Here is a 25,895-nt window from a genome sequence, read left to right on the forward strand (position 1 = left end):
GCAACCGCTCCGGCGGAGCCACAGGCCCTCGCTTAGTTCGCCGACAGCGCCGTCTTGGCGACTTCGGCCATCCAGGTCGATGCCACCGGGAGGATCGCGTCGTTGAAATCATAGCGCGGGCCGTGCAGCTCGGCGCCGTCGCGCAAGGGCCCGTTGCCGATCCAGACGAATGCACCGGGCCGGTGCTTGAGATAGAACGCGAAATCCTCGCCCGCCATGCTCGGCGCGAGATCGCGCCTGACCTTGGCCCGCACCTTGTCCGCGGCCATGCGCGCAAGGCCCGCTTCCTCCGGCGTGTTGATCGTCACGCCGACGCCCATGACGATATCAGGCGTCACCTTGACGTCGAAGCTCGTGGCGATGCCGGCGCAGATCTCGGCGATCCGCGCCAGGATGATGTCCTTCACGCCATTGCGGTGATGCCGCAGCGTGCCGCGGATCGTGACTTTCCCCGCGATCTGGTTGGGCGCGGTGCCGCCCTCGATCGTCGACAGCGAGAGCACGGCGGTGTCGAGCGGATCGACGCTGCGCGACACGATTCCCTGCATCGCCACGATCAGATGGCCGGCGGCCATCACGGGATCGCGGGTCAGATGCGGCATCCCGGCGTGGCCGGCGTGGCCCTCGATGGTGATGGTGACGCGTCCGCCCGAGGCCATCACCGCACCGTCATGGACCGCGATGGTTCCGGCCTCGAGACCCGGCCAGTTGTGGAAGCCGAACACGCGCTCCATCGGGAAGCGCTCGAACAGCCCGGCCCCGACCATCGCGCGCGAGCCGCCAAAACCTTCCTCGGCCGGCTGGAAGATGAAGTCGACCGTGCCGCTCCAGCTGCTGTCGGCGGCGAGCAGCGCGGCCGCACCGAGCAGCGAGGCGGTGTGCCCGTCATGGCCGCAGGCATGCATCACGCCCGGATGTTTCGAGGCGTAGCTGAGGCCCGTATCCTCGGTGATCGGCAGCGCATCCATGTCGGCACGCAGGCCGACGCGCCCCTCGGCTGACCCGCGCGTCAGCGTCGCGACGATGCCGTGGCCGCCGATGCCTGACACGAAGGGAATGCCGAGCTCGGTGAGTCGCTCCTGCACGAAGGCGGCGGTCGCCTTTTCCTGCAGGGATAGCTCGGGATGGGCATGCAGATGCTGGCGCCACGCAGTCAGTTTCTGGTGCAGCTCGGGGGTCAAATGCGGCTCTCTCTGATGGTGTCAGCTGTCACCACTCTAGACGATTATCCGCACGCCGCATCAAGCCCCTTGGAATGCCTAGCGTGCAGCAATGCGCGCCATATCGCCCGTCATTCCGGGGCGCGCCTCTCGGCGCGAACCCGGAATCCATCGCGCAGCTATCTCTGTGGCCCGATAGATTCCGGGCTCGCGACTTCGTCGCGCCCCGGAATGACGAGCAATGGGTATCACACCAGCTTCGCCAGTCCCTTCCAGTCAAAGCCGATGCCGTGGCCGGGGCGTGCCGGGGCCAGCGCCTTGCCGTCCTCGAGCACCAGCGGATGCTCGATATATTTGTCCAGCCCGAAACCGTGCGCCTCGAGATAGGAACGGTTCGGGCAGGCCGCCAGCAGATGCACGGTGATGTCATGCGCGCCGTGGCTGGTGACGGGCAGGTTGAACGCCTCCGCCAGCCGCGCGATCTTCATGAACGCGGAAACGCCGCCGCAATTGGTGACGTCGGGTTCGGGATAGGACACCGCGCCCGCGGTGATGTAGTTCTTGAACTCCCACAGCGAGCGCAGATTCTCGCCCGCCGCGATCGGCACGCCGCCGGCCTGCATGATGCGTGCGTGTCCGGCGACGTCGTCGGGGATGATGGGCTCTTCCAACCAGGTCAAATCATGCGGCACAAACGCGCGCGCAGCGCGGATCGCTTCCTCCACCGTCCACTTCATGTTGGCGTCGGCCATCAGCGGAAAGCCGTCGCCGAGATGTTTGCGCATGGCCGCGACGCGCGCGACGTCGGATTTGAGATCGGGCCGGCCGACCTTCATCTTGATGGCGCGAAACCCCTTGGCGAGATTGCCGTCGGTCTGCTTGAGCAGCGCTTCCACGGAAAGATCGAGATCGATGCCGCCGGCATAGCAGGGCACGCGCGCATCGAAGCCGCCGAGCAGCCGATACAGCGGCAAGTTCGCGCGCCGCGCCTTCAGGTCCCACAGCGCGATGTCGAGCGCGGACAGCGCCAGCACCGTCGGCCCGCCCCGCCCGCCATAGTGCAATCCCCACCAGACGTGATGCCAGAGCGCCTCGGTGTCGTCGGCCTCGCGGCCCTCGACCAACGGCGGAATCTCGCGCTTCAGGATATCGGCGATGGCGCCGCCATTGCGTCCGACCGTGTAGGTGTAGCCGATGCCTTCGGCGCCATCGGCATCGCGCACGCGGCAGGTGATCAGCTCGAACGCCGACATATCGCCATGCGTGGAATCGGACAGCGTGACGGGCAGGGGGATCCGGTAGAGTCCGGTCTCGATATCAGCGATGCGCGGCATGTGGCCTCCCTGTATCTTCTTTTTCTTCTTCTTCGTAGGGTGGGTTAGCTAGCGGCTGCGCGAAGCGCAGTCCGCTGGCGTAACCCACCTCTGCTGTCTCCTGCGGCTACGAACAGTGGTGGGTTACGCGCCCCGGTTTGCGCTTCGCGCGATCCGCGGGGCTAACCCACCCTACGAACCTCCTTCACCGCGTCGTCGCCAGCTGCACCGCCAGCGCGCACGCGCGATCGTATTCGTCGAGATTGATCCACTCGTCGATCGTATGCGCCTCATTCTGCCCGGCGCCGAAGGTCACGGTCGGAATGCCGTGGCGGACCATCCAGTTGGCGTCCAGGCCGCCATTGGCGGCGCGCACGTTCGGGGTGCCGCCAACGGCGGACACGGCCTCGATGGCGCGCTTCACCACCGGCAGGTTCTCCTTCATGCGGAACGGATAATAGTCGGTCTCGGCCTTGAACTTGACCTTGCCGGACTTGCCCTGCGCGTTTGTCACCTTCTTGGCCGCCTTCTCGAACGCGGCCTTGTAGGCCTTGGTGATCTCCTTGAAGAATTTTCCGTCATGGCTGCGGCACTCGCCGCGCACATGCACGTAGTCGGTGACGACGTTGGTGGCATCGCCCGCGGGGCGGCCCTCGCCGCCGGTGACGGGGCCGACATTGCTGGTGCCCTGCCGCGCGCTCGCGCCCTTGCCCTTCACCACCTTGCCGAACCAGCCGCCGGCCTTCACGTCGGCAAGCGCCAGCGCCATGATCATGGTCGAGGAGATGCCGCGCTCCGGCGCGACGCCGGCATGCGAGGCGCGGCCAAAAATCTCGACGGTCCAGCGGTCGGCGCCAACAGCGCCGATCACGACGTTGGAGGCCGAGCCGCCGTCATAGTTGAAGGCCATCACCGGTGACCCCAGCTCATCCAGCTTGACGTGGCGCGCGCCGTAGAGCCCGCTCTCCTCGCGCACGCAGAACAACAGCGTGATCGGCGGATGGTCGAGCTGCTGCTTCTCGAGCTCGGCGGCCAAGGTCACCAGCACGCCGCAGCCGCAGCGGTTGTCGCCGCCGAGCGCGGTCTTGGCCTCGTTGACGATCTTGCGGCCGGATTTCTTTGGCTTCGCGCCGGCGCAGAGCGGCACCGTGTCCATGTGGGTCATGAACATGATGCGCGGCTGGTTGTGCAGCGCGCCGCGGCCGGGCAGGTCGACGATGAGATTGCCGGTTTCGGTCGGCACGGGAATGCGGGTGTTGGCATCGTCCAGCCGGATCGCCTTCGCCGGCACGCCGCTTTCCTTCAGCGCGGCGGTGAGCTCACGCCCGATCGCCGCCTCCTGTCCGGTGACGCCCTCGATGGAGAGGAAGCGCATGAGACGGTCGGTGGCGGCTTTGTTGTCGACGGGCATGAACTGAATTCCCTTGATGCAGACAGTGCGCCAGCATCTCTCGTGGCAGCGCGATGTGCAAGGGCTTCAGATGGTCCCCTCATATGCGAGGAATGTTGGCAGCCGACGCGATGCCCGTGGACGTACCGATCTGGCGACTTGATGACCGTCCTGATCGTTGGCATTGGTCCGTCTATCGCGGACCGTTCGTATCGCTTACGGTGACCACTTCATGTTTACGTATACGCCGGCTGCCCCAGCGAGGGCGAGCGCAAGAATTATGAAGACACCTTCCCACCACGTGCAGTAACGATAGTCGCCCTGATTGGGCCCAGTCGCATAGGTTGGCCGTTCCATTGGCGGGAGCAACCCGTAGTGGCCGAGCATACAGATGGGATGGAACGCGAGCAGGACGGCAGCAATTGAGAACACAATGGCCGAAGCTTTGTCGAATTGTTTGTAAGCCAGTGGCAGCACAATGCAGAATAAAGTCACGCTGAGCATGCTCAGAATGTTGATATAGTCGGGGATCGGGAACCAAGCTTTGCGTTTGCCGTCCGCGACGTCAATTTCACGCTTGATGCGGAAACTGAACAACGCCAATTGCGCGGCGAAAACGACCGATACCAGCGTCTGGAGGGAAAGACCTAAGTTTGCTTGCATGTTATCCTCGCATAAATTCGCCGCGACGGTGAGAACCGTAAAGCAAAGAGCCTGCGCGTATTATTGAGGCGCACGTTGTAATAGAAAACTCTATCGCATGCATGACAATGACGTTGTGAAGCGGTTCACATCCCGCCGCGGCTCTGCGTCCATCACGTCCAACGCTGCGAGGTGTAAGGCAAAAAGATCATCACCCCCACAAGCAACGCCGCCGCCATGAACAGCAGCACCGCCGGCAATCCCGCGACCGATGCGACAGCGCCTGACATCGACTGCATCAGCGCGGTGCCAAGGAAGAAGGCGAGGTTCACGGCGGCTAGCGCCTTTCCGGCGGTCTGCGCGTCCACCAGTTGCCGGCACATGCCGAACAGCAGCGGCTGAGCCGAGGTCGCAAGGCCAATCAGCACGAACAGCACGAGGTCGTATTGCGGTGGCATGACCTCAACGCCGAACAGCCATGCAACCGCATAATGCGGCGCGCCGAGCGCCATCAGCACCACCAGCAGAGCTGCGATCGTGTGCGTGCCAGCCACCAGTTCGCGGCGGTGGCCGACCTTGCGGTCGACCATGCCCATCAGCAGGGGACCTGCGATCATCGCCAGCGTGTAGGCGCCGAGCTGGTTGCCGGCCTCGACCCGCGACAGGCCCTTGACCTGCATCAGCCACGGCCCGCCCCACAAGCCGCGCAGCACCAGCGAGGTCGCGAGCGACACCAGCGCCAACGCGATCAGCCCGCGCAAGGGCCGCGACAGGCCGAGCCTGAGCACCTCGATCATCTGCGACAGCGGCGAGGAATCGTCCTTGTGCTCGGCTGGCTGGTTCGGCACCAGCGCAAACACGGCGAGCGCCACCGCGATGCCGCCGGCCGCGGCGATCCAGAACCCGGCGCGCCAGCCGTAAGTGTCGACCACGAAGGCGAGCGGGCTCGACGACAGCAGCATGCCGATATTGCCGATCGACAGGATCGCGCCCGACCACAGCCCGAAGCGCGCCGCCGACAATTGCTTCGCCGCCAGCGTCATCGGGCACATCAGCATGCCTGACGTCGCGATGCCCAGCAGCAATTGCCCGAAGGCAAAACTCTCAGGCCCGGTCGCAAAGCCCGACGCGGTCGCGCCGACCACGGTGCCCGCAAGCAGGCTCAGCGACACCGGCCGCACGCCAAAGCGGTCCATTGCGGCGCCCACAGGGATTTGCGAAGCGGCGAACGCAAAATGATAGACCGAGGTGAGGCTCGCCAGCGCCTGCGGCTGTACGTGGAAATCCTCCGCCATCAGGTCGAGGCTGAGCGCCGGGATGGTGCGCAGCAGCGTAGAGAGCATGTGCCCACAGGCCAGCGCCACCAGCGCAAAGATCAGCGCGCGTGTGCCATGTCCCGCCTCATCATTGGCAACCGCACTCATCAGCGTTCCGTCCCGGCAACGTTTTGGCCGGGTTACACGATTGGGGGAGGCGTGCCAATGCCGGGAGGGGGCGGCTTATCGCATGGCCCGCCAGACTTTCGCGTGTGAGTCGCGTTACGACCGCTCGGCTCTAGGCTATAGAGGTCGTAGCCCAGCCGTCCCGATTCCGTCCCACCAGAGCATCACATGGCGGACAAGCCCAAGACGCTTCGCGTCAGTCTTGTGCAATGTCGCGGCACTCCTTACGAGGTCGGCCGCGCCCAAGCCGATGCGTTTGCCGCGACCCGCAAGGGCAAGGCATTTCTCCGCAAGCGGTTGAAGCTGCCCTGGTGGTTGAACATCCGCACCCAGGAGCGTGCATTCAGGGCCTATGCGCCTGCTCTGTGGGAGGAGATCGGCGGGATCGCCGAGGGGCTCAACATCTCGATGGAGCATGCCGTCACCTATTTCGGCAACGAAGGCATGAGGATGCCGACAGGCGGCTGCTCGGCCGTGATGTCTGGTGGTGTTTATGGCCGCAACTATGATTTCTGGCCGCGAGGGTATGAGGGAGCTTCGCGCTCGTCCAGATCAGCGGCAGCTATGCCAGCATCGGCGGCAGCCATCAGCTGACCGGACGACTGGACGGCATGAATGAACACGGTCTCGCCATCGGCCTGCATCTGGTCAAGGCGCGACCGCGTGCGCCCGGTCTCAACAGCGTGTTACTGGTCAGGCGCGTCCTGGATAGCTGTGCGACGACGGCGGAGGCCATCGACCTTCTGCGCCGCACGCCTCATGCCATGCAGTACAATTATTCGCTGCTCGATTCCGGCGGCGTGGCTGCGGTGGTTGAAGCAGGGGCCGGCGCGGTCGCGGTGCGCGGTGGCGACTGGCTTGCCTGCACCAATCATTTCCAGTCGCCGCAATTGCGGCGCCTCAATCGCCGGGTCGCGCATTCGATCGACCGGCTCCCGCCGCTGGAAGGTTGGGCCGCGCGAAATCTGACGGCCGAGCAGACGTTCCAGGCGCTGAACTTTTCGGCCTCGCCGGCCTTCCATAATTACGGTCGCGCCCAAACGCTGCACACCATCGTTGCCGAGCCGGGAAAGCGACGGCTCCTGATCGGTATCGGGGGCGATGCAGCCGCGCTCGAAGAGGACATGCTGGACGTTGATTTCAAGTCATGGGTCGCCGGCGAAGATTTGCCGACGTCTGAGATCAAGGGGCAACTCAATCTTGGCCTGCAACGTATCAGGCGGACAAAAGCGAGGCGATGGAGCAAGCGGTGATATCAACGGGAATGGGAATCTCAATCCGATCAAGGGCACAAAAATGATCGCAAGGCTCAGACAGATCGTTCTTCTCGGCGCATTCGCCGCGTTCGCCACGTTTGGCGCCGCGCACGCTGCAACCGTCGTGGCCCTTGGCGCCAGCAACACGTTTGGCAAAGGCGTGTCGCGCAGCCAGGCCTATCCCGCACAGCTCGAAGCGCTTCTCCGTGCGAGGGGTCTCGGCGTCCGTGTCATCAATGCCGGCATCAACGGTGACACCACGGGAGGCATGCTGGCCCGCATCGATCGAGTCGTTCCGAAGGGAACGAGCGTCGTGATCCTCCAACCCGGCGGAAACGACCGGAGAAAGCTGGCGGCCGACAACACGCCCGAAATCCAAAGCCGGCTGGGCGCGATGGGCATCAAGGTGGTCATGCTCCCGAACGGGATGCTGCATGGACTGCCGCATCAACCCGACGGGCAGCATCTCACGCCAGAGGGCTATCACATGCTGGCAGAGCAGCTGGTCGGTCAGGTCGCAGCGGCGCTGGGTAAATGACGTTACGCCCGCTCGAAGGTGTCGATGCTGGTTGTGACCGCGCGCCGCCAGTTGAGCGGCCTCAGCTTTGCGGGGTCGCCTTCATTGGCGGCGCTCAGCGCCTGGTCGGCAGAGGTAGTCGAAAGAAGGCAATCGCTTGCGGTCTTACGCAACCCGTACCGTCCTCAAGAACTGGTCGACCTCCTGCTGAAGACGGCGACTCTCCTGCGAGAGCGATTGTGCCGCGGATAACACGCTTCCCGATGCGGCGCCCGTCTGGCTGGCGCCGCTCTCGACATCAACGATGTTCGTGCTCACGTCGGACGTTCCGCGCGAAGCTTCTTGGATATTGCGCGAGATTTCCTGCGTGGCAGCGCCTTGCTCTTCAACCGCGGCCGCAATGGTGGAGGAGATTTCAGACAGGCGCTCGATTGTCGTGCTGATGTCCTTGATCGCGACGACCGAATCCTCCGTCGCGGCCTGAATTCCCGAAATCTGTTGCCCGATTTCTCCTGTTGCCTTCGCGGTTTGCTCGGCAAGGGCTTTCACCTCGGAAGCTACCACGGCGAACCCCCGACCAGCATCGCCGGCGCGGGCCGCCTCAATCGTCGCATTGAGAGCGAGCAAATTGGTTTGCCCGGCAATGGTATTGATTAGCTCGACGACGTCGCCGATCCGGGCTGCCGCCTTGGAAAGTTCAGTGACCCGCTCGTTGGTCGATCTTGCCTGCTCCACGGCGCCATTGGCGATCCGGGCGGACTCCTGAACCTGTCGGCTGATCTCATTGACGGACGACGTAAGCTCTTCCGTAGCTGAGGCGACCGACTGAACGTTTGTCGAGGCCTCCTCCGATGCCGCAGCTACTCGCGTGGCCAGCTCCTGCGATCTCGTGGCCGATGATGACAAGGTGGTTGCAGAGGATTCGAGCTCGGCTGAAGCGGAAGATACGGTCTGGATGATGCTGCCGACTGTGCCCTCGAACTCGTTTGCTAGCTTGTCCATGTCGAGCTTGCGCTTTGCCTCAGCGGCGCGCTGGACCGCTTTCACTTCCTCGGCATTAAATCGGACGATCGCCTGCACACTGCGCATATTGCGAAGAGCTTCGCCAAGCTCGTCGTCTTTCTCGACGGGGATGGCGTTGTCCAGCTTGCCAAACGTGACGTTGAGCATTGCCTCGTTGAGCACTTTCAACGGACGCAGCACGGAGCGGATCGTCTGCACACCGATGAATCCACCGAAGGCAAGGCCGGCGAGGACCATCAAGCCGACGATCGCAATCGTCATGTAGAACTGATGCTGTGCCGCCTCGTATTCGGCTTTGGCCTCTTTCACCTGGATGGCAACAAGCACATCCAGCTCACGCTTCGCTTCGTCGAAAAGTTGACGCGCTTTGCCGGCGAGGAGAGAGGAGGCTTCGTCGAATTTGCGTTCTCCAAGCAGGGCAAGCGAAGGTTTGACCGCATTCTCCGCGTAGGCCTGGCGCTTCACGGTGAATCGCTCGGCCGCCATCTTCTCTTCGGGCGTGAGATAAGTGGCCAAGTACTCGCCCCAAACTCTCGAGATCTTGTCGATGTTTCCGTTGACTGCAGCAGCGACGTCTCCGACTGGCCTGCCGGCGCGTCCATCGGCAGCCGCGGCGAGCTGGATCGCCGTGTTTTGCAGCATTCGGTCGTTGATATCGAACAATTGAGCCAGCGGGATTGTCCGGTCTTCATAGATCGATTGCATTCGCCTGTTGCTGGCATTGGTGGACAGAAGTCCCGAAATTCCGGCAACAAGCATGAAGATGCTGAGGATCGCGACCAAGGTCGTTAGGCGCGCCCTCAACGTGCCCGTGAAAAAGGATAGCTTGTCCAGGACTGACCGACGGCGAATGATGCCCGCGCCTATCTGATACTCCTGCCCCTTGTTGGCGCGCATGAGCGCGTAGACTTTTTCGGCCTCGGCGCGGTCCTCCGGAGCAAGCTTCGTCCGAACTGAGGTAAAGCCTGTGACTTCGCCGTTTTCGCGGATTGGGGAGGCGTTCGCCAACACCCAGTAGAAGTCACCATTCTTGCGCCTGTTCTTGACCGCACCCGACCACGGCTTACCATCTTTGAGCGTCTGCCAAAGATTTTCGAAAGCCGCCTCCGGCATATCCGGATGCCGAACAATGTTATGCGGCTGGCCCATCAACTCGTCGGGCGCAAACCCGGCGGCCGCCACGAACTGGTCATTGAAGTAGGTGAGCTTCCCTTTGAGGTCGGTCCTTGAGACGATCAGCGTCTCGTCCGTAATGGGAAATTCAGTTGCTGTGACCGGAAGGTTCTTGCGCATGATGGTACCTCTGCAGCGTTGCGAGGGTGAAGTCTCATGAGCACGATTCTTTTCCAAATGACTGAATGTCGCGTAAATATTGAGCAAAACGATCATTAAATCAGCAGGGGAAGGCCGGTACTACCCTGCCGCTGTCGAAGGAGTGCTCGCGAATTATACTGCTTGCTCATTTGCGATGCATCGACGCGCGGCTCCATCGTTGGTTGTTGGAGCAACGCCCGTGGAACAGCACGATGATCTGCTCTATTCCGATCTTTTGCAGACGCGATCAACGACGAGCTTTGCAGAGCAATACCCTATGGCCGAAGTAGAGCTTGCCTGGTCAGTTCCCGGAGTGAGTTGGGTTCGGTTCTTGCGCGGGTTGCAGTTTGCGTTCGGCTGTGCGGGCAATTGGCCGAGCAAGTTCTCCGCTTCAGCCAATAGGGTGCGAACGAACTTCCGCTCTTCGATCGCCTCGCTGCTGAAATAGCCGTGCTTGACGGCATTGCCGTTCCCAATCGGCGCCCCGGATCCCCATGCACCGCCGTGCATGCGGCAGCGTATCCTGCCGCGCAGCGCCGGCGCGCGACACGTTGCACCGTTGCGGGTTTGCGCCCCGCAACGTCGACTCGTTCGCATCGCCCCTGTGTTGCGGACGTGGCTCATGCGGGAACGGCGTCCACCAGGCCAGGCTGTGCAGCGATCAAGTTCGCATGTTGCGTGAAGTTGCCGACGACGGCCTTGCCGCCGTCCTGCACGGACAAATTCTGCACCGTGATCGCGCACGCGCCGTTGCTGCGGTGCCGGTTCAAGGCCTCCACCTGGGCCGCGTAAGTGCGGGCTAGCCGGGTCAGGGCGCGTGTGAGGCTTTCCTGCTGCTGCACGTCATCGGTGCAGGCGAGGCGACAGGCGCAGCGCATCGTCGCGACCTGAATGCTCACCATCTGCGCCGCCAGCATGGATTCGAGCGAGTCCTTCGGCGCGATGCTCTTCAGCGTCGAGACCATGAAGGCGAGATTGCCCTGGTCGGGCTTGCACGCGACGACGCTCGCCTTCACCAGCTGGCTCAACAGGCCATGCAGCGCGTCGCGGTCGGCGGCGCCGAGCGCCTCGGCCAGCAGCGCTTCGCCGGCGCTCGCATCAGGATGTTCGATCACGATGCTCCGGCGGCGGAGCTTGACTTTCGGGCTTGCAATGGTCGCGGCGCGATCGCTGGCCGTGATGGCCGTCGTTTCGGGAGATGTCAGGGACGTGGTCATGCGATGTGTCCTTTGCCGCAGCAGGGCGCGGCCTCGCGGCAAGCGAAGCCGATCGCGCGTCTGCTGACGCGGCGGTTGGGATTTTCAGGTGGTGACGAGGCGTTGTCGCGCTGCCGGGTCGAGCGCGCCCATCATCGGGCAGGGCTGGACACGGGCTGATCTCGCGATGATGCCATCATGCTCCTGTTTTGCCCGACGAGTCAAAGTGATTTTCTGAAATTCAGCAGTCGACCGCGCGCAAGCCCCCGTTCTGACGGGGGCGTCAAGCTACTGTGCATGGGGTTGTTTTCGTGTTTCGGTCGCGGCGGGGCGTTCAGCCCGAAGACCGCTCGCGCGCCGCCACACGGATGGTGTGGGCCTTTGCCCCCTTGGCGCGGGCCGCGATCATGCTGCGCGCCTTGCCATGGGCTGCGCCGCCCTTGCGGAGCAGCGCCACGAGGTGCTTGCGGGCGCGGTTTGCTGCGAGCCGCGCCGCCAGCTGCTCGGCCTTGCGAATGATGGTGGCGGTCGACGGCGTGAGATTCGCGGGCACCCAGGCGACGTCCTTGATCTTGGACAGGCTGCCGACGCCCTCGCAAGGCGCCTCGCGCGGCAGGTCGATCCGGATCGCCAGCGCATCCGAACGCTCGATCCAGTCTTCGGCTTTGGTGCCGGTGATGATGCGGACATAGTCGCGCGTCTCGCGCGGCAAGTCGCTCTCCTTGGCGAGCCATTTCTGGATGCGGCCGGGGCCGGCGTTGTAGGCGGCTGCGGCGAGGCCGAGATTGCCGAAATCGTCGCGGAGCTTGCGCAGGAATCTTGCCGATGCGGGCAGCGCCTTCATGGGATCGAAGGGATCGTCGAGCCCCATTTCAGCGGCGGTCTCCGGCATGAATTGCGCAACGCCTTGCGCGCCGGCCTGGCTGACCTCGTCGGATTTGAAACGGCTCTCCTGCCAGAGCAGGCGGGCGAAGAACGGCACAGGAATGCCGCTCTCCTCGGCCGCTTCCTTGAGCGCGCGGCAGAATTGTTCGGTCGGTGAAGGCGAAGTCTCTACGGCAGCTTCGATGGCGGGCTCCGGCTCGATCGTCTCCTCATAGGAGGCACGCGCATTGGCAAGTTCAATGGCCTGCACACTTGCGAGGAACAGCTCGACGATCGGCACCAACGAAGGCGCGCGGTCGGACTTCGGCGTGGCCTGGTCGACATGTGAGGTTTGCCATGTCGGCTCTGGGCCGACGTCGCACATCAGAAGCAGGAACGCAGCGCAAGCCGCGACGAGAAATCGCATCTCGGTAAGAGTCCTCGAACTGTGGGGAACGACCAGCGGGTGCCGGTGACAAGGACTTCTTAACCGTAATTGCGGCGAAGCTGCGATTCCGAAAGACCACCGGTGTTAGTACGGTGTTCCCGTCGCAGGAACGCGGGGCGCCGCTCCCGCGGTTCTACGGAAACCGCGAGGGGCTCACAGCTGCAAACAATCTTGCGGCAGGTCGGCGCCGCCTAAGGCTTGGGAAAATCCTTGCGCATCGCGATCTCGGCGGCATCGCCGGGCGACAGCACGGTCTGGTCGAAGGCCGCTTGCGGCTTGGTCATGATGTCGTAGAGCGAGATGCCCTTGACGGGCTTGCCCATGAGCTCGCGGACGCAGTCGGCGAGCGTGCCGTTGTAGACGAGGTAGGGCGGACCACGGTCCTTCTGCCGCTCGCCCCTCAGTGACGGCCACTTCTTCAGCTCGGCCGGCGCGTCGTAAGCGATCGGCGATCCCTCTTTGAACATGCGTGTCCCCGGGCGGCTTGGACTTCAGGGGGAACCCTAAAGCCGTCAGGTAAACGCGCGTTAAAGAATTGGTTCAAATCAGCCGGCGATGAAGGCAAGCAGGGTGCCGTTGGCCTTCGCCGGGGGCACGACGATCGCCGCACCGCTACGGACGCCTGCGGGGCCGAGGGCCTTCTCGGTCGCCGCGAGATCACCGCTGACGAGCACCAGCGCCGCACCGCCGCGCCCCGAGAGGCCAGCGAGCGGCACGCCGGGATAGCGTTGGCCAAGCTGCTCCAGTGTCAGATAGACGAAGTCGGCGCGGTCGCCGCCTGAGGTCACCGTCACCGCGCCGTCGGCCTCTGCCTTCGGCTCGCGATCGATCAGCCGCGCCAGATGCGCGGCTTCCGCTGCGGGCTCGGGCGCTGCGATCAGCACTTGGCTAATCCGCTTGGCCGCGTTCGCATGTTTCATCAGCTCGGGAATCCACACCGTCTCGCGGGTCTTGTGCTGACAGGCGAAGATGCGCACCCCGCCGGGCGCTTCCGCGGTCGGCCACATGAAGGTGCGGAATTTTGCGGCCGAGACCGTGCCATCAGGCAGCGTGACCGGTCGCTCGAAATCGGTCGGGCCGATCGGCGTGAAGCCGCGTGCGCGGATTTCCTCGGCACCGGCGGCGGAATCGATCGCGGTGAAGGCGATGCGTTCGATGCCTTCACCCTGTCGCTCGACAAAGGCGCGCGCCGGCGCGTTGTGCTCGGTTGCGACCAGCACGCCGAGCAGCTCCATATAATCAGGGTCGAACATGATGGTGTAGTTGCCGGTGCCCATATGCGCGCTGTGGGTGCCGCGCGGCGAAAGCGTGAAGCCGAGCTGGCGATAGTTCTCGGCAGCCTTGTCGAGGTCTTTCACCATGACCACGGCGTGGTCGATCCCGATGACGTTCTTGAGGGCCACTTGCGATTTCCCCGGCAATTGCGAACTGACGTTGGACGGCCTGCGCCGCCAGTCCTGTCTACGCCGGATAGGCGCTCGAGTCATTTTCAAATCGAGGGGAGATCAGGAATTTCATTCCGCGAAACGCGGCATCGCCGCGCTGTGATCAGCGATCCTGCTCGCTGATATAGGCGGCGAGGACGGCGCGTTCCTCGCTGGTCATTTCGGTGATATTGCCCGGCGGCATCGCGTTGGACCAGGCCGCGACGCGGCCGATCAGACGGATGTTGCGATGGATGTGCTCGGGCGCATCGAGCAAAATGCCCTTCGGCGCGGTCACGATGCCGGCCCAGACCGGCTCGGCCGCATGGCACATGCTGCAGCGGGACATCACGATCTCCTCGACATTGGCGAGGGTGGGCTGCGCCGAGAGCGCGCCCGTCTTGACCTCGCGTGGTCCGGCTGCAGAGAGGAAGAGGATCGCGATCGCGCCCGCTGCCGCCACGCCCCACACCCACCACGGCGATTTGCGTCCGGCATGGCCTTCGTTGAAGAAGTGGCGGATCACCGGTCCCAGCGCCAGCACGATCGCGACGATGATCCAGTTGAAGCGCGTGGCGTAGAGCAGGGGATAGTGATTGCTGATCATCAGCACGACGACGGGCAGGGTCAGATAGTTGTTGTGGACCGAACGTTCCTTGCTGGTCTTGCCGAGCTTCGGGTCGGGCGCCTGACCCGCGATAAGCGCCGCGACGATTTTCTTCTGGTTCGGAATGATCACCGCGAAGACGTTGGCGACCATGATGGTGCCGATCAGTGCGCCGATCTGGTTGAAGGCGCCGCGGCCGCTCAGCACATGGGTGAAGGCGTAGGTCAGCGCGACCAGGAACAGATAGCCGCCGACGGCGAAGGGCAGCTCGCGCTGCGCAAGCCCGGTGCGGCAGGCGGCCTCGTAAAGCAGCCACGCCAGTGCGAGGCTGCCGAAGCTGAACAGCCCGGCCTGGAACGGCGTGAGGTCGAAGATCGACTTGTCGACCAGGAACAAATCGGCGTCGAGATAATACACCACCACCATCAGCGCGAAGCCGGACAGCCAGGTGGTGTAGGCCTCCCATTTGAACCAGGTCAGCTCGTCCGGCATTTGGCTCGGGGCCACCAGATATTTCATGATCCGGTAGAAGCCGCCGCCATGGACCTGCCAGGCCTCGCCCTGCACGCCATCAGGCAGGTCGCTCCTGGGCTTGAGGCTGAGGTCGAGGGCGATGAAATAGAAGGAACTGCCGATCCAGGCGATCGCGGCCACCACGTGCAGCCAGCGCAGCAGCAGACTCGCCCATTCCGATATGATCGATCCCCACATGATCATCCCATCAATCGCGACACCGATGCCGCAGCCTTGATGACCGCAACCTGCGGCCGTGCCCTTACAATCTGTTGCACCGATCCGCGACGTTTTCCAGTACGATGGGTCACACCATCTGCACATCGTGCGGGCATGAGCTGACGTGGGATTTGGCAGATAAGTCCGGGAGGAAGCTGGCGTGAAGATTCATGTTTCGCACATGATAGTGGCCGCATGGCTGTTGGTCGTCTGTGCAGGCGCGCAAGGAGAGCCCGTGCTGCGGGGCAAGGATGCCTATGGCAGCTGGCAGGCCGACAAGCCCGGTACCATCAGGCTGATCCGCCCACAGGATCTGGCCAAGCCCGGCGCCACGCCCTCGGTCTCAAATCCGACGCGAGTGACGTCGCGTGGCAGCGCAACACCCGATGTGCCTGACGGATTCAAGATCGAGCTGTTCGCCGACGGCCTCTCCGACGCCCGCGTGCTTCGCGTCGCGCCGAATGGCGATATCTTCGTTGCCGAGACCGGGCCGGGGCGCATTCGCGTATTGCGTCTCGGGGAGGGCGGCAAGGTTGCGACCAACGAGGTCTTTGCCAGCGGGCTGAGCCGCCCGTTTGGGATCGCTTTCTTTCCGAACGGCGACAATCCGCAATGGGTTTACGTCGCCAATACCGGCAATGTCGTCCGCTTTCCCTATCACGCCGGCGACCTGAAGGCCTCGGGCAAGGCCGATGTTGTGGTGGCGGATCTCGCACACGGATCGGGCCATTCGACCCGCGACATCGTGTTCACGCCAGACGGCAAGCGCATGCTGGTGTCGGTCGGTTCAGTCAGCAACGTCGCCGAGGGCATGGGCAGCCCGCCCGGTGGGCTCGAGGCCTGGGCGCGCTCGCAGGCGCTCGGCGCATCCTGGGGCTATGAGGCCGAGCGTGCCGCGGTGCTCTCATTCACGCCAGAGGGTAAGGACCGCAAGCTCTATGCCACCGGCATCCGCAATTGTGTCGGCCTCGCGATCCAGCCGCAGACCGGCATGCCGTGGTGCTCGACCAACGAGCGCGATGGCCTCGGCGACGATCTCGTGCCCGACTATGTCACCAGCGTAAAGGAGGGTGGCTTCTACGGCTGGCCGTGGTTCTACATCGGCAACAACGAAGACCCGCGTCATGCCGGCGCGCGGCCGGACCTCAAGGACAAGGTGACGGTACCCGATGTGCTGGTGCAGCCGCATTCGGCCTCGCTCGGCATGACCTTCTACCAGGGCGCGCTGTTTCCGTCCGAATATCAGGGCGACGCCTTCGCCGCCGAGCATGGCTCGTGGAACCGGTCGAAGCGCACCGGCTACAAGGTGATCCGCATCCGGATGAAGGACGGCAAGCCGACCGGCGAGTACGAGGATTTTGTCACGGGCTTCGTCGTGAATGACAGTCAGGTGTGGGGACGACCGGTTGGAATTGCGGTCGCGAAGGATGGGTCGCTGCTGATCTCGGAAGATACCGGCGGATCGATCTGGCGGGTGAGGCACTAGCAATCGCGCTGCGACCTATCCCCGCCGCACACTCGCTCCGCCATCCACCGGCAACGTCACGCCGGTGATGAAATTCGCCTCATCCGACGCGAGAAACAGGGCGGCATTGGCGACGTCCCAGCCCGTACCCATCTTCTTGCGCAGCGGCACCTTGTTGTCGCGCTCGGCTTCGACTTCGGCTCGGCTCTTGTGCCATTCGCGGGCGCGGGTATCGACAGCCATCGGCGTGTTCATCAGGCCGGGCAGGATGACGTTGGCGCGGATGCCGTATTCGGCGTTCTGGTAGGCGAGCTGTTCGGTGAAGGCGATCATCGCCGATTTCGTCGCCTTGTAGGCGACGTAAGGATAGGTGGTGATCGCCGCCATCGACGAGATGTTGATGATGACCCCGCCCTTCTGCGCGCGCATGATCGGGATCACTTCTTTGGCGGCGAGGATACAGCTCTTCAGATTGATCGCGACCACGCGGTCGAATGCTTCCTCGGTGATTTGCAGCAGCTCGGCATCGCCGCCGGCGAGGCTCACGCCGACATTGTTGTGCAGGACGTCGATCCGGCCCCAGCGCGATTTGGCGTCGGCGACCATCGCCTTGATGTCGGCAGACTTTGTCACGTCGGCCTTGAAGGCTGCTGCGGTGCCTTGCTTCGCAACGATCAGATCGACGGTCTCCTGCGCCGATTCCAGATGGTGATCGACGCACAACACCTTCGCGCCCTCGCGCGCGAAGGTCAGCGCGGTGGCGCGGCCGTTGCCCATGCCTTCGCCGGGGCTCTGGCCGGCACCGACCACGATCGCAACCTTGTCTTTCATGCGCATGTCAATTCACTCCCGGGATCGGGTACTGCTGGAGTACCTCTTTGTAATAAGGCTCGTTGTCGATCTTCATGGTAGCGAGCACGCGTACCACACCACAATAAAAGGCGATGGTGAGCACAAGGTCGACCATGTGCTCGTCGGAGAGATGCTGCTTGAGTTCGGCGAAAGTTGCGTCCGACATCGCAAGGTCCCGCACCATTTCGCGGGCGCCTTTCAGGATCGACTTGGCGAGCGGCTCGAGCTTCGACGGCTTGCCCTCGGTCTCCGCCATCAGGCCGGCGATGTCTTCGTCTGTAACGCCGAACTCCTTGCCGATCTTCACGTGGTGCGTGAACTCGTATTCCGACTTCTCCATCCAGCCGACCTGGAGGATCGCCAGCTCCCGCAGGCGCGGGTCGAGCTTGCTCTTGAAGCGGATGTAGCCGCCGATGCCGTTGAAAGCGCGCGCCATCTCCGGTGAGTTGACCAGCAGCTTGTGCAGGTTGGTGTTGCGCTTGAGCATATCGCGATATTCGGGCGCGACCTGGTCGGCCTCGAGATAGGGCAGGCGGGCCATTGTGTTTCCTCTAGTGTTCTTGTGACTCGCGTTCGGGCGCCTGCAGCGTGACGCCGCCGTCGACCACCAGCACCTGGCCGGTGATGTAGCGCGCGAAATTGCTGAGCAGAAATTTGACGGCATGGCCGACGTCCCAGCCGGTGCCTTCGGTCTTGAGCAGGGAGGCCCTGGCGCGGTTGGCGCGCGCCTGCTCGCTCATGCCGCGGGCATAGACCATCGGCGTGTACATCGGCCCGGGGCAGATGCAGTTGACACGGATGTTGTCGCGGCCGTGATCGACCGCCATCGCGCGCGTGAGGCCAATGATGGCCGCCTTGGAGGTCGTGTAGGTCGTGAGCCCGCGCGGCCGTAGCGCGGAGATCGAGGAGATATTGACGATCGCGCCGCCCTTGGCGGTTTTGATCATGGCGGGAATCGCATGCTTCGACAGTAGGAACATGGTCTCGACATTGACCTGCATGACGCGGCGATATTGCTCGGGTGCCTCGTCGACCACGCTGCCGCGGCTGCCGATGCCGACATTGTTGTCAAGGAAATCGAGCCGACCCCAGCGGTCGAGTGCGGCGTCGACGAGCTGTTTGCAATCACCTTCGCTGGTGACGTCACCGCCGTGGGGCGCGGCCGTGCCGCCCTCGGCTTTGATCATCTCGACGGTGCGCTCGGCGAGCTTGAGGTCGAGATCGGCGACCAGCACCTTTACGCCGGCGCGGGCCAGCAGAATTGCTGCGGCGCGACCGTTGCCGATGCCGTCACCAGCGGCGCCACCGCCGCTGATCAGCGCCACCTTGCCGGCGAGGCCGGCATCGTCCTCAGGGCCCTGCATGTCGTTTCATCCCGATATTTTCGTGCAAACTAGCAACGCGCCGCCTGGGTGAGAAGGCCCGCCGTCCCGCGTCGATGTCATTGACATCGCACGGAATTGCATGCCGCCGGACGAGATGAGCTGCGGTTGAGCAGCAACTGCTCGGAACCGTCTTCACGCAACTGCGTTTGTGGCTGGAGCGCTTTTCGCGTTACCGTCGTCGTCGGGGTCTCCCAATCGCCAGTGGCTTGCCGATGAATCTGCTCGATCCACAAGGGCCGGTGGCTGCCGCCAACAGCACCATCCTGGTCGATTCCGTCTTCATCATGCTCGCGATCGTGGTGCCAACCATTTTCGCGATCCTCGCTTTTGCGTTCTGGTTTCGCGCCTCCAACACGAAAGCACGCTTTCAGCCTGACTTCGTCTATTCCGGCCGCGTCGAGATGGTGGTGTGGGCGATCCCCGCGCTAACGGTCATCCTGCTCGGCGGCGTCGCCTGGATCGGCTCGCACCAGCTCGATCCGAGAGCGCCCGTGCCAGGCACCGGCAGCCCGGTGCGCATTCAGGCAGTGTCGCTCGACTGGAAGTGGCTTTTCATCTATCCGGACCAGCGGATCGCCACCGTCAACACGTTGACAGTACCCGCAGGCGCTGAGCTCAATTTCCAGCTGACATCGTCGAGCGTGATGAACGTGTTCTTCATCCCGCAGCTCGGCAGCATGATCTACACCATGAACGGCATGGTGACGAGGTTGAACCTGCGTGCTGACAATGAGGGCAAGCTGCAAGGCCTCTCGGCACATTTTTCCGGCGATGGCTTTCCGGACATGATGTTCGACGTCAACGTGATCTCGCCGCTCGCCTTCCCTGATTGGGTGGCGGGCACGGCGAAAAGCGATGCCGTGCTGAACGAGGACAGCTACAAGAAGCTGATGCAGCAGGGCATCGAGAAGGGTAGGCCGACCTATCGGCTGGACGATCCCCGCCTGTTCGACCTGATAGCAACCCAGCACATTCCGCCGGGACCGGGGCCGGAGCTCCTCTCCGATGCCGGCCGTCCCCACAGTGGAGGCGTTGATGCTCGGTAAGCTCGACTGGTCGGCCATTCCGTTCGATCAGCCGATTCCGCTGATAGCGGGTGGCGTGGTGCTGGTTGCGATCCTCGCCGTGCTGATCTGGGTCGTCGTGAAAGGGCATCTGTCCTATCTCTGGCACGAATGGATCACCAGCGTCGATCACAAGCGCATTGGCGTGATGTACATCCTGCTGGCCTCGGTGATGCTGCTGCGCGGCGGCAGCGATGCCATCATGATGCGGGTCCAGCAGGCGATCGCCTATCAATCGCAAGGCTATCTGCCGCCGGAGCACTACAACCAGATCTTTTCTGCGCATGGCACCATCATGATCTTCTTCGTGGCGATGCCGTTCGTGATCGGACTGATGAATTTGGTGGTGCCACTTCAGCTCGGCGTGCGCGACGTCGCGTTTCCGACGCTCAATTCGGTCGGCTTCTGGCTCACCGCGACAGGTGCCTTGCTGGTCAATCTCTCGCTCGTGATCGGTGAGTTCGCCCGCACCGGCTGGCTTGCCTTTCCACCGCTCTCGGAGCTGTCTTACTCGCCTGGAGTAGGTGTCGATTATTACGCCTGGTCGCTCCAGATATCAGGCGTCGGCACGCTGGTGGCAGGCATCAACCTTGTCACGACAGTGCTGAAGCTGCGGACCAAGGGCATGAACTATCTGCGCATGCCGATGTTCTGCTGGACCACGCTCGCTTCGAACCTCCTCATCGTCGCGGCGTTCCCGATCCTCACCGCGACGCTGGCGATGCTGCTGCTCGACCGTTACCTCGGCTTCCATTTCTTCACCAACGAGGCCGGCGGCAACGTCATGATGTTCATGAACCTGATCTGGGCCTGGGGGCATCCGGAGGTCTACATCCTCGTGCTGCCGGCCTTCGGCATCTTCTCCGAGGTGGTCTCGACCTTCTCCGGCAAGGCGCTATTCGGCTATCGCTCCATGGTGCTGGCCACCATGGCGATCTGCGTCATCTCCTTCATGGTCTGGCTGCATCACTTCTTTACGATGGGCGCAGGCCCCGACGTCAACGCCATCTTCGGCATCGCGAGCATGATCATCGCGGTGCCGACGGGCGTGAAGATCTACAACTGGCTGTTCACGATGTATGGCGGTCGCATCCGTTTTGCGACGCCGATGCTGTGGGCGGTCGGCTTCATGGTCACCTTCATCATCGGCGGATTGACCGGCGTTCTGGTCGCGGTGCCGCCGGCGGATTTCATGCTCCACAACAGCATGTTCCTGGTCGCCCACTTCCACAACGTGATCATCGGCGGCGTGCTGTTCGGCGCCTTTGCCGGCTTCGAATACTGGTTTCCGAAGGCCTTCGGCTTTCGGCTTGACGAGCGCTGGGGCAAGCGGGCGTTCTGGTTTACCTTCCTCGGCTTCTACATCACCTTCGTGCCGCTCTATGTTGCCGGCATGCTCGGCATGACGCGGCGCTTGCAGCATTATGACGTCGCGGCGTGGCGGCCGTGGATGATCGTGGCAGCAATCGGCATGGCCGTGCTGTCGATCGGCGTGATCTGCCAGATCATGCAGCTCGTCGTCAGCATCCGTAATCGCGAGGCCTTGCGCGACCGCACCGGCGACCCCTGGGACGGCCGGTCGCTGGAATGGGCGACCTCCTCGCCGCCGCCGGTGTTCAACTTCGCCTTCCATCCTGATGTCCGCGGCGAGGACGCCTATTGGGACATGAAGATCGCGGCCCAGCAGCAATCGCTCGAACACGAAGTGCCCGAATATCACGACATCGAGATGCCCAGGAACTCGCCGACCGGCTTCGTCTGCGCGTTTTTCGCCGCGATCATGGGCTTTGCGTTGATCTGGCACATCTGGTGGATGGTGATTTTGGGCGGCATTGGCGCCTTCGCGACCTTCGTCGTGTTCGCCTGGCGCGACCATGACGAATACGTCATCCCGGCCGCGGAGGTCGCCGCGATCGACCGCGCCAATCTCGAGGAACGGCGCAACCTTGTCAGCATGGCGGGGGCAATCTGATGTCGATGACCGCGACCGTCGGCCGCGCGCATGCCGATCCTCATCACATCGGTGTTGTCATCGAGCATCGCGGGCCCGCGCCGAAGCGGATCGTGACCGCCTATGGCTTCTGGGTGTTCCTGCTCTCCGACATCGTGATGTTCTCCTGCTTTTTTGCGGCCTACGCCGTGCTGGTCAGCCAGACCGCCGACGGTCCGAAGGGCTCGGAGATTTTCGAGCAGCGCAACGTCGCGATCGAAACCGTCTGCCTGCTGCTGTCGAGTTTCACGTGCGGTATGGCCAGCATCGCCGCCGACGTGCGCAACCGGTTCTGGTTCTATCTCGGCATGGCCGTAACTTGCGTGCTGGGGCTGATCTTCCTCGCCATCGAGTTGAGGGAGTTCGCCGATCTCGTCTCCCGCGGCTATGGCCCGTCGCGCAGCGCCTTCCTGAGCGCGTTCTTCTCACTGGTCGGCTGCCACGGCCTGCATGTCTCGGCAGGCGTGCTTTGGCTGCTCACCATGATGGCACAGGTCTTTGCCAAGGGCTTTCGCGCCGATGTGCTGCGCCGGATGATGTGCTTTGCGCTGTTCTGGCACGCGCTCGACATCATTTGGGTTGGAGTCTTTTCCGTGGTCTACTTGCTTGGGAGTGGCGTATGAGCGATCAGACGCACATCGAACATGACCTCGCGCCGGGCGAAGAAGAGCAGCACAGCGTCGGTGAGCGCATCGTCGGCTACGTCGTCGGCCTGGGTCTCGCGCTGCTGCTCACCGCGACCTCGTTCTTCATCGCCGGCACGGATCTGGTCTGGCAGCCTTCGATCCCCGTCGCGCTGATCGTGCTCGCGATCGCGCAGATGGGCGTGCACCTCGTCTTCTTCCTGCACATCACCACGGGACCCGACAACACCAACAACGTGCTGGCGCTGGCCTTCGGGCTGCTGGTCGTTTTCCTGGTGGTCGGTGGCACCGTCTGGATCATGGCGCATCTCAACCAGAACATGCCGCCGATGGATCAGTTCATCCGGATGCACAGCTAGCGCTGCGCAAAAAAGAAGAGCCGCTTGTTGTGACAAGCGGCCCAAGTCTAGGGAGGAAACGCCCGAGCAAGGACAATCCGATGAGGATCGTCTGCCAAGGAAACGCCCGCGCAAAGCGCTTACGTACACATATAGGTGCAGCAACTCCCGATTCAGTTCAATTCCGGATCAATACGGTCTAGGACTACCACTCACGGGTGCGTGAACCAAAATGTTCACTTTGGCCGGCGGCAGTTGTACGCCTTGCGGAAGCCGGAGGCCTGGGCGTCGTCCTCCGAGCAGAACCAGCGGTCCGGCTTGGTCGTCGCGGCATAGCTCGGGCAGCCCCTCAAGTGATAAATGCCGATATTGCCGGTGACGCGGGCGCGCACCGCGAGCTTACCTTTGATGGTGCAGCTCGGCGGCGCCGTCAGCTCCTCCGGAAACAGCACCGCCCGAATCTCCTTGTCGCGGTCGGGACGGCAGGCGGCGCCGAGCAGGGAGCCGTCCTTCTTGCCGGTACGGAATTCTTGCGGTGCAACAAAGCAGCCCTTCCAGATGCCTGATGACGCCGTCTTCGCCTCGGCGGCCGCCGGCTTGACATTGGCCTTGAGGGGCTCGCGCGCGATGGCGAAGCCCAGCCTGACGAGTTGCTCGTTCAATGATACCTTCTCGCCCTCGACCGTGCAGATCGCGCGGTGGCGCTTGCCAAAATTCTTCTCGGGACCGACGTCGTCACAGCGCACCGGCTTGCCGCCGATCAGCTTGGCGAGCTGGTCGCGGGCCTCGATGCCGCAGGTCCAGGGATCGGCGTGGTCGTCGATGCAGACCTGGTCCAACTCGGGCGCGTCGACGCCATCGAGCCGGTAGGTGATGTCGCCAAGCTGGATCGAATTGGCATCCCGGACCGTTGCGGCCGCAGTCAGCGCGGTGACAGGACTGGAGGTCCCCAAAAATCCGGAAAGAGCGAGAAATAAAACAAGCGCGAAGGCGCGGGCAGCGGCCAATGAATATTCGAAGGACATAATTTCTCGCTATCGATTGCTCTTGCTCCTCGTTCCTAGCATCCGGCAGACGCGAGACCAATGGTCTGCGCTGTGCGAAGTGCGACATTCGCCAGCCAGCCTTTACTCGCCGGCCGGTCTGCCCCTATCGTTTGATGGCCTTGTGAGCCGTGATGGCCGAATCGCCCGGGAAGTGGCGAGGGCGGGAGGAAGACTTTTCGATGAAAGACCCCGTGGACGTCCTGATCATCGGCGCTGGCGCTTCAGGCGCGGCAGTGGCGTGGTCGTTGGCCGAGACCAAGATGCACATTCTCTGCCTGGAGCAGGGCGGCTGGATGAACCCGGCGGAATATCCGAGCACGGGCCGGGACTGGGAGGCCAGGTTCTTCGGCGAGTGGTCGTCGAGCCCCAATATCCGCGGCCGGCCCGAGGACTATCCTGTTAACGACGACAATTCCCCGATCAAGGTCGTGAATTATAACGCGGTCGGGGGCTCGACGGTGATGTACACCGCGCACTGGCCGCGGCTGCATCCTTCCGATTTCAAGGTGAAGACGCTCGACGGTGTCGCTGACGACTGGCCGATCGACTACGACGCGCTGACACCGTTCTTCGAAGAGAACGACCGCATGATGGGCACGTCTGGCCTGTCAGGCGATCCGCTGTCGCCGCTGACGCATCCGCCGATGCCTCAGCAGCCGATGGGCCTGTCTGGCGCCATCGTCGCCAAGGCCATGAACAAGCTCGGCTGGCACTGGTGGCCGTCGGATACGACGGTCGCGACCATGGACTATGAGGGGCGGGCGCGCTGCATCAATCTCGGCCATTGCACGCCCGCCTGCGCACAAGGCGCAAAATCCTCGACCGACATCACCTATTGGCCGCATGCGGTTCGGGCCGGCGTCGAGCTGCGCACGCATTGCCGGGTGCGCGAGATCACCACCGACGAGAACGGCATGGCCACCGGCGTGGTCTATTACGACAAGGACGGCATCGAGCAGTTCCAGCCCGCGCATGTCGTGATCATCGCCTGCAATGGCGTCGGCACGCCGCGGCTGCTGCTCAACTCGAAATCCGACCGCTTCCCGAACGGCCTTGCCAATTCGTCCGGCCTCGTCGGCAAGAATTTGATGTTCCACCCCTATGCGCAGATCTACGGCTATGTGAAGGAGCCGACCGACTCCAATCGCGCGCCGCCGACCTGTCTGTGGAGCAAGGAGTGGTACGACACGGACCTGTCGCGCGGTTTCGTGCGCGGCTATGGCGTCCAGTTCGTGCGTGGCGCCGGGCCGGTATTCGAGGCTGTGGTCAGCGAGCAGAAGGGCATTCTGCCCTGGGGAGAAGATCACCACCGCGTCTTCCGCAAGCTCAACGGCCATCGGCTCGGCTTCTCCGCGATCTGCGAGGACCTGCCGGAGGAGCATAACCAGGTCACGCTCGATCCCGTGCTGAAGGACAGCCACGGCATTCCCGCCCCGAAGATCGACTACACGATCTCCGAGAACAGCCGGAAGATGATGGACCATGCGCTCGCCCGCGGCCGCGAGGTTCTGGAGATGGCGGGCGCCACCGACATCTGCGTCAACTCCCCGATCCCCTGGGGCGGCTGGCATCTGCTCGGTACCGCGCGGATGGGCACAGACCCCCAGCGCTCCGTCGTCAACGAATGGGGCCGCACGCACGACGTGAAGAACCTCTTCATTGTCGATGGCAGCATCTTCGTCACCTCGGGCGGCGTAAACCCGACCTCCACCATCCAGGCCCTCGCGCTCTACATCGCCGACCAGATGAAGCAGCGTCTCGCCAACCTGTTCGACTGAGGCCG

The 25,895-nt window shown here is 63.3% G+C and carries 25 protein-coding genes and 1 pseudogene; 10 read left to right on the forward strand and 16 right to left on the reverse strand.

Annotation, left to right across the window (positions count from 1 at the left end; genetic code table 11):
- Positions 1–32: 32 nt before the first annotated feature.
- From L6639_RS20945 to L6639_RS20965, 5 genes are all read right to left on the reverse strand, one after another.
- A complete protein-coding gene (locus L6639_RS20945; RefSeq protein WP_237863523.1) occupies positions 33–1,181 on the reverse strand; it encodes an amidohydrolase in 1,149 nt (382 codons plus the stop codon).
- A 227-nt stretch (positions 1,182–1,408) separates the two neighbouring features.
- Positions 1,409–2,494, reverse strand: coding sequence for a mandelate racemase/muconate lactonizing enzyme family protein (locus L6639_RS20950; RefSeq protein WP_237863524.1), 1,086 nt, complete (start codon positions 2,492–2,494; stop codon positions 1,409–1,411).
- Between the two features lie 184 nt (positions 2,495–2,678).
- Entirely contained in the window at positions 2,679–3,884 is a 1,206-nt protein-coding gene (locus tag L6639_RS20955; protein ID WP_237863525.1) for a M20/M25/M40 family metallo-hydrolase, read from the reverse strand.
- Between the two features lie 195 nt (positions 3,885–4,079).
- On the reverse strand, positions 4,080–4,526 hold the full coding sequence (locus L6639_RS20960) for a hypothetical protein (RefSeq protein ID WP_237863526.1): 447 nt from the start codon (positions 4,524–4,526) through the stop codon (positions 4,080–4,082).
- A gap of 152 nt (positions 4,527–4,678) precedes the next feature.
- Entirely contained in the window at positions 4,679–5,929 is a 1,251-nt protein-coding gene (locus tag L6639_RS20965) for an MFS transporter (RefSeq protein WP_237863527.1), read from the reverse strand.
- Positions 5,930–6,115: 186 nt separating this feature from the next.
- On the opposite strand from L6639_RS20965, the gene L6639_RS20970 reads away from it, so the two are divergent.
- From L6639_RS20970 to L6639_RS20980, 3 genes are read left to right on the forward strand one after another with little or no spacing between them, the layout of a single operon-like run.
- The gene (locus tag L6639_RS20970) at positions 6,116–6,541 is read left to right on the forward strand and encodes a C45 family peptidase (RefSeq protein WP_237863528.1); all 426 of its coding nucleotides are present in this window, start codon (positions 6,116–6,118) and stop codon (positions 6,539–6,541) included.
- Positions 6,538–7,200, forward strand: a complete 663-nt coding sequence (locus L6639_RS20975) for a C45 family autoproteolytic acyltransferase/hydrolase (protein ID WP_377818874.1) — start codon at positions 6,538–6,540, stop codon at positions 7,198–7,200. The genes L6639_RS20970 and L6639_RS20975 overlap by 4 nt, the downstream gene beginning before the upstream one ends.
- A gap of 43 nt (positions 7,201–7,243) precedes the next feature.
- Positions 7,244–7,741, forward strand: coding sequence for a GDSL-type esterase/lipase family protein (locus L6639_RS20980; RefSeq protein WP_237863529.1), 498 nt, complete (start codon positions 7,244–7,246; stop codon positions 7,739–7,741).
- A gap of 144 nt (positions 7,742–7,885) precedes the next feature.
- Here L6639_RS20980 and L6639_RS20985 read toward each other — a convergent pair whose 3' ends face one another.
- Complete coding sequence (locus L6639_RS20985; RefSeq protein ID WP_237863530.1) at positions 7,886–10,036, reverse strand: methyl-accepting chemotaxis protein; 2,151 nt, start codon at positions 10,034–10,036, stop codon at positions 7,886–7,888.
- Between the two features lie 220 nt (positions 10,037–10,256).
- On the opposite strand from L6639_RS20985, the gene L6639_RS43285 reads away from it, so the two are divergent.
- Positions 10,257–10,505 (forward strand): hypothetical protein, encoded by a 249-nt coding sequence (locus L6639_RS43285; protein WP_237863531.1) that lies wholly within the window; start codon positions 10,257–10,259, stop codon positions 10,503–10,505.
- A 38-nt stretch (positions 10,506–10,543) separates the two neighbouring features.
- On the opposite strand, the pseudogene L6639_RS43290 reads toward L6639_RS43285, so the two are convergent.
- The 6 genes and pseudogenes from L6639_RS43290 to L6639_RS21015 form a co-directional block, all read right to left on the reverse strand.
- Positions 10,544–10,681 (reverse strand): annotated as a pseudogene (locus L6639_RS43290) (HGGxSTG domain-containing protein); the annotation flags it as partial.
- Positions 10,678–11,274, reverse strand: coding sequence for a hypothetical protein (locus L6639_RS20995; RefSeq protein ID WP_237863532.1), 597 nt, complete (start codon positions 11,272–11,274; stop codon positions 10,678–10,680). The gene L6639_RS20995 and the pseudogene L6639_RS43290, both read right to left, overlap by 4 nt.
- Positions 11,275–11,587: 313 nt before the next feature.
- Complete coding sequence (locus L6639_RS21000) at positions 11,588–12,544, reverse strand: lytic transglycosylase domain-containing protein (RefSeq protein WP_237863533.1); 957 nt, start codon at positions 12,542–12,544, stop codon at positions 11,588–11,590.
- Positions 12,545–12,756: 212 nt separating this feature from the next.
- Complete coding sequence (locus L6639_RS21005; protein ID WP_237863534.1) at positions 12,757–13,032, reverse strand: hypothetical protein; 276 nt, start codon at positions 13,030–13,032, stop codon at positions 12,757–12,759.
- 78 nt (positions 13,033–13,110) lie between these two features.
- The gene (locus L6639_RS21010; protein WP_237863535.1) at positions 13,111–13,968 is read right to left on the reverse strand and encodes a VOC family protein; all 858 of its coding nucleotides are present in this window, start codon (positions 13,966–13,968) and stop codon (positions 13,111–13,113) included.
- A gap of 145 nt (positions 13,969–14,113) precedes the next feature.
- A complete protein-coding gene (locus tag L6639_RS21015; protein WP_237863536.1) occupies positions 14,114–15,307 on the reverse strand; it encodes a urate hydroxylase PuuD in 1,194 nt (397 codons plus the stop codon).
- Positions 15,308–15,509: 202 nt separating this feature from the next.
- On the opposite strand from L6639_RS21015, the gene L6639_RS21020 reads away from it, so the two are divergent.
- Positions 15,510–16,814, forward strand: coding sequence for a PQQ-dependent sugar dehydrogenase (locus L6639_RS21020; RefSeq protein WP_237863881.1), 1,305 nt, complete (start codon positions 15,510–15,512; stop codon positions 16,812–16,814).
- A 15-nt stretch (positions 16,815–16,829) separates the two neighbouring features.
- On the opposite strand, the gene L6639_RS21025 is transcribed toward L6639_RS21020, so the two are convergent.
- Genes L6639_RS21025 through L6639_RS21035 form a run of 3 tightly spaced genes read right to left on the reverse strand, consistent with a single transcriptional unit; the run spans position 16,830 to position 19,009 of the window.
- A complete protein-coding gene (locus tag L6639_RS21025; RefSeq protein WP_237863537.1) occupies positions 16,830–17,630 on the reverse strand; it encodes an SDR family NAD(P)-dependent oxidoreductase in 801 nt (266 codons plus the stop codon).
- A gap of 1 nt (position 17,631) precedes the next feature.
- A complete protein-coding gene (locus L6639_RS21030) occupies positions 17,632–18,186 on the reverse strand; it encodes a carboxymuconolactone decarboxylase family protein (RefSeq protein WP_237863538.1) in 555 nt (184 codons plus the stop codon).
- Between the two features lie 10 nt (positions 18,187–18,196).
- A complete protein-coding gene (locus L6639_RS21035; RefSeq protein WP_237863539.1) occupies positions 18,197–19,009 on the reverse strand; it encodes an SDR family NAD(P)-dependent oxidoreductase in 813 nt (270 codons plus the stop codon).
- 233 nt (positions 19,010–19,242) lie between these two features.
- Here L6639_RS21035 and L6639_RS21040 point away from each other — a divergent pair, with 233 nt between their 5' ends.
- The 4 genes from L6639_RS21040 to cyoD are packed head-to-tail and all read left to right on the forward strand — an operon-like array spanning position 19,243 to position 23,087.
- On the forward strand, positions 19,243–20,076 hold the full coding sequence (locus L6639_RS21040; RefSeq protein WP_237863540.1) for a cytochrome ubiquinol oxidase subunit II family protein: 834 nt from the start codon (positions 19,243–19,245) through the stop codon (positions 20,074–20,076).
- On the forward strand, positions 20,066–22,066 hold the full coding sequence (gene cyoB, locus L6639_RS21045; protein ID WP_237863541.1) for a cytochrome o ubiquinol oxidase subunit I: 2,001 nt from the start codon (positions 20,066–20,068) through the stop codon (positions 22,064–22,066). Before L6639_RS21040 ends, cyoB begins: the two co-directional genes overlap by 11 nt.
- Entirely contained in the window at positions 22,066–22,707 is a 642-nt protein-coding gene (locus L6639_RS21050; protein WP_237863542.1) for a cytochrome (ubi)quinol oxidase subunit III, read from the forward strand. The genes cyoB and L6639_RS21050 overlap by 1 nt, the downstream gene beginning before the upstream one ends.
- A complete protein-coding gene (cyoD, locus tag L6639_RS21055) occupies positions 22,704–23,087 on the forward strand; it encodes a cytochrome o ubiquinol oxidase subunit IV (RefSeq protein ID WP_237863543.1) in 384 nt (127 codons plus the stop codon). Before L6639_RS21050 ends, cyoD begins: the two co-directional genes overlap by 4 nt.
- 215 nt (positions 23,088–23,302) lie before the next feature.
- On the opposite strand, the gene L6639_RS21060 is transcribed toward cyoD, so the two are convergent.
- Positions 23,303–24,091 (reverse strand): thermonuclease family protein, encoded by a 789-nt coding sequence (locus tag L6639_RS21060; RefSeq protein ID WP_237863544.1) that lies wholly within the window; start codon positions 24,089–24,091, stop codon positions 23,303–23,305.
- A 200-nt stretch (positions 24,092–24,291) separates the two neighbouring features.
- Between L6639_RS21060 and L6639_RS21065 the strand changes: the two genes are divergently transcribed.
- Entirely contained in the window at positions 24,292–25,890 is a 1,599-nt protein-coding gene (locus L6639_RS21065; RefSeq protein ID WP_237863545.1) for a GMC family oxidoreductase, read from the forward strand.
- The last annotated feature ends 5 nt before the right edge of the window (positions 25,891–25,895 follow it).

It is taken from the genome of Bradyrhizobium zhengyangense, from assembly GCF_022012555.1.
GTDB classification, from domain to species: domain Bacteria; phylum Pseudomonadota; class Alphaproteobacteria; order Rhizobiales; family Xanthobacteraceae; genus Bradyrhizobium; species Bradyrhizobium zhengyangense.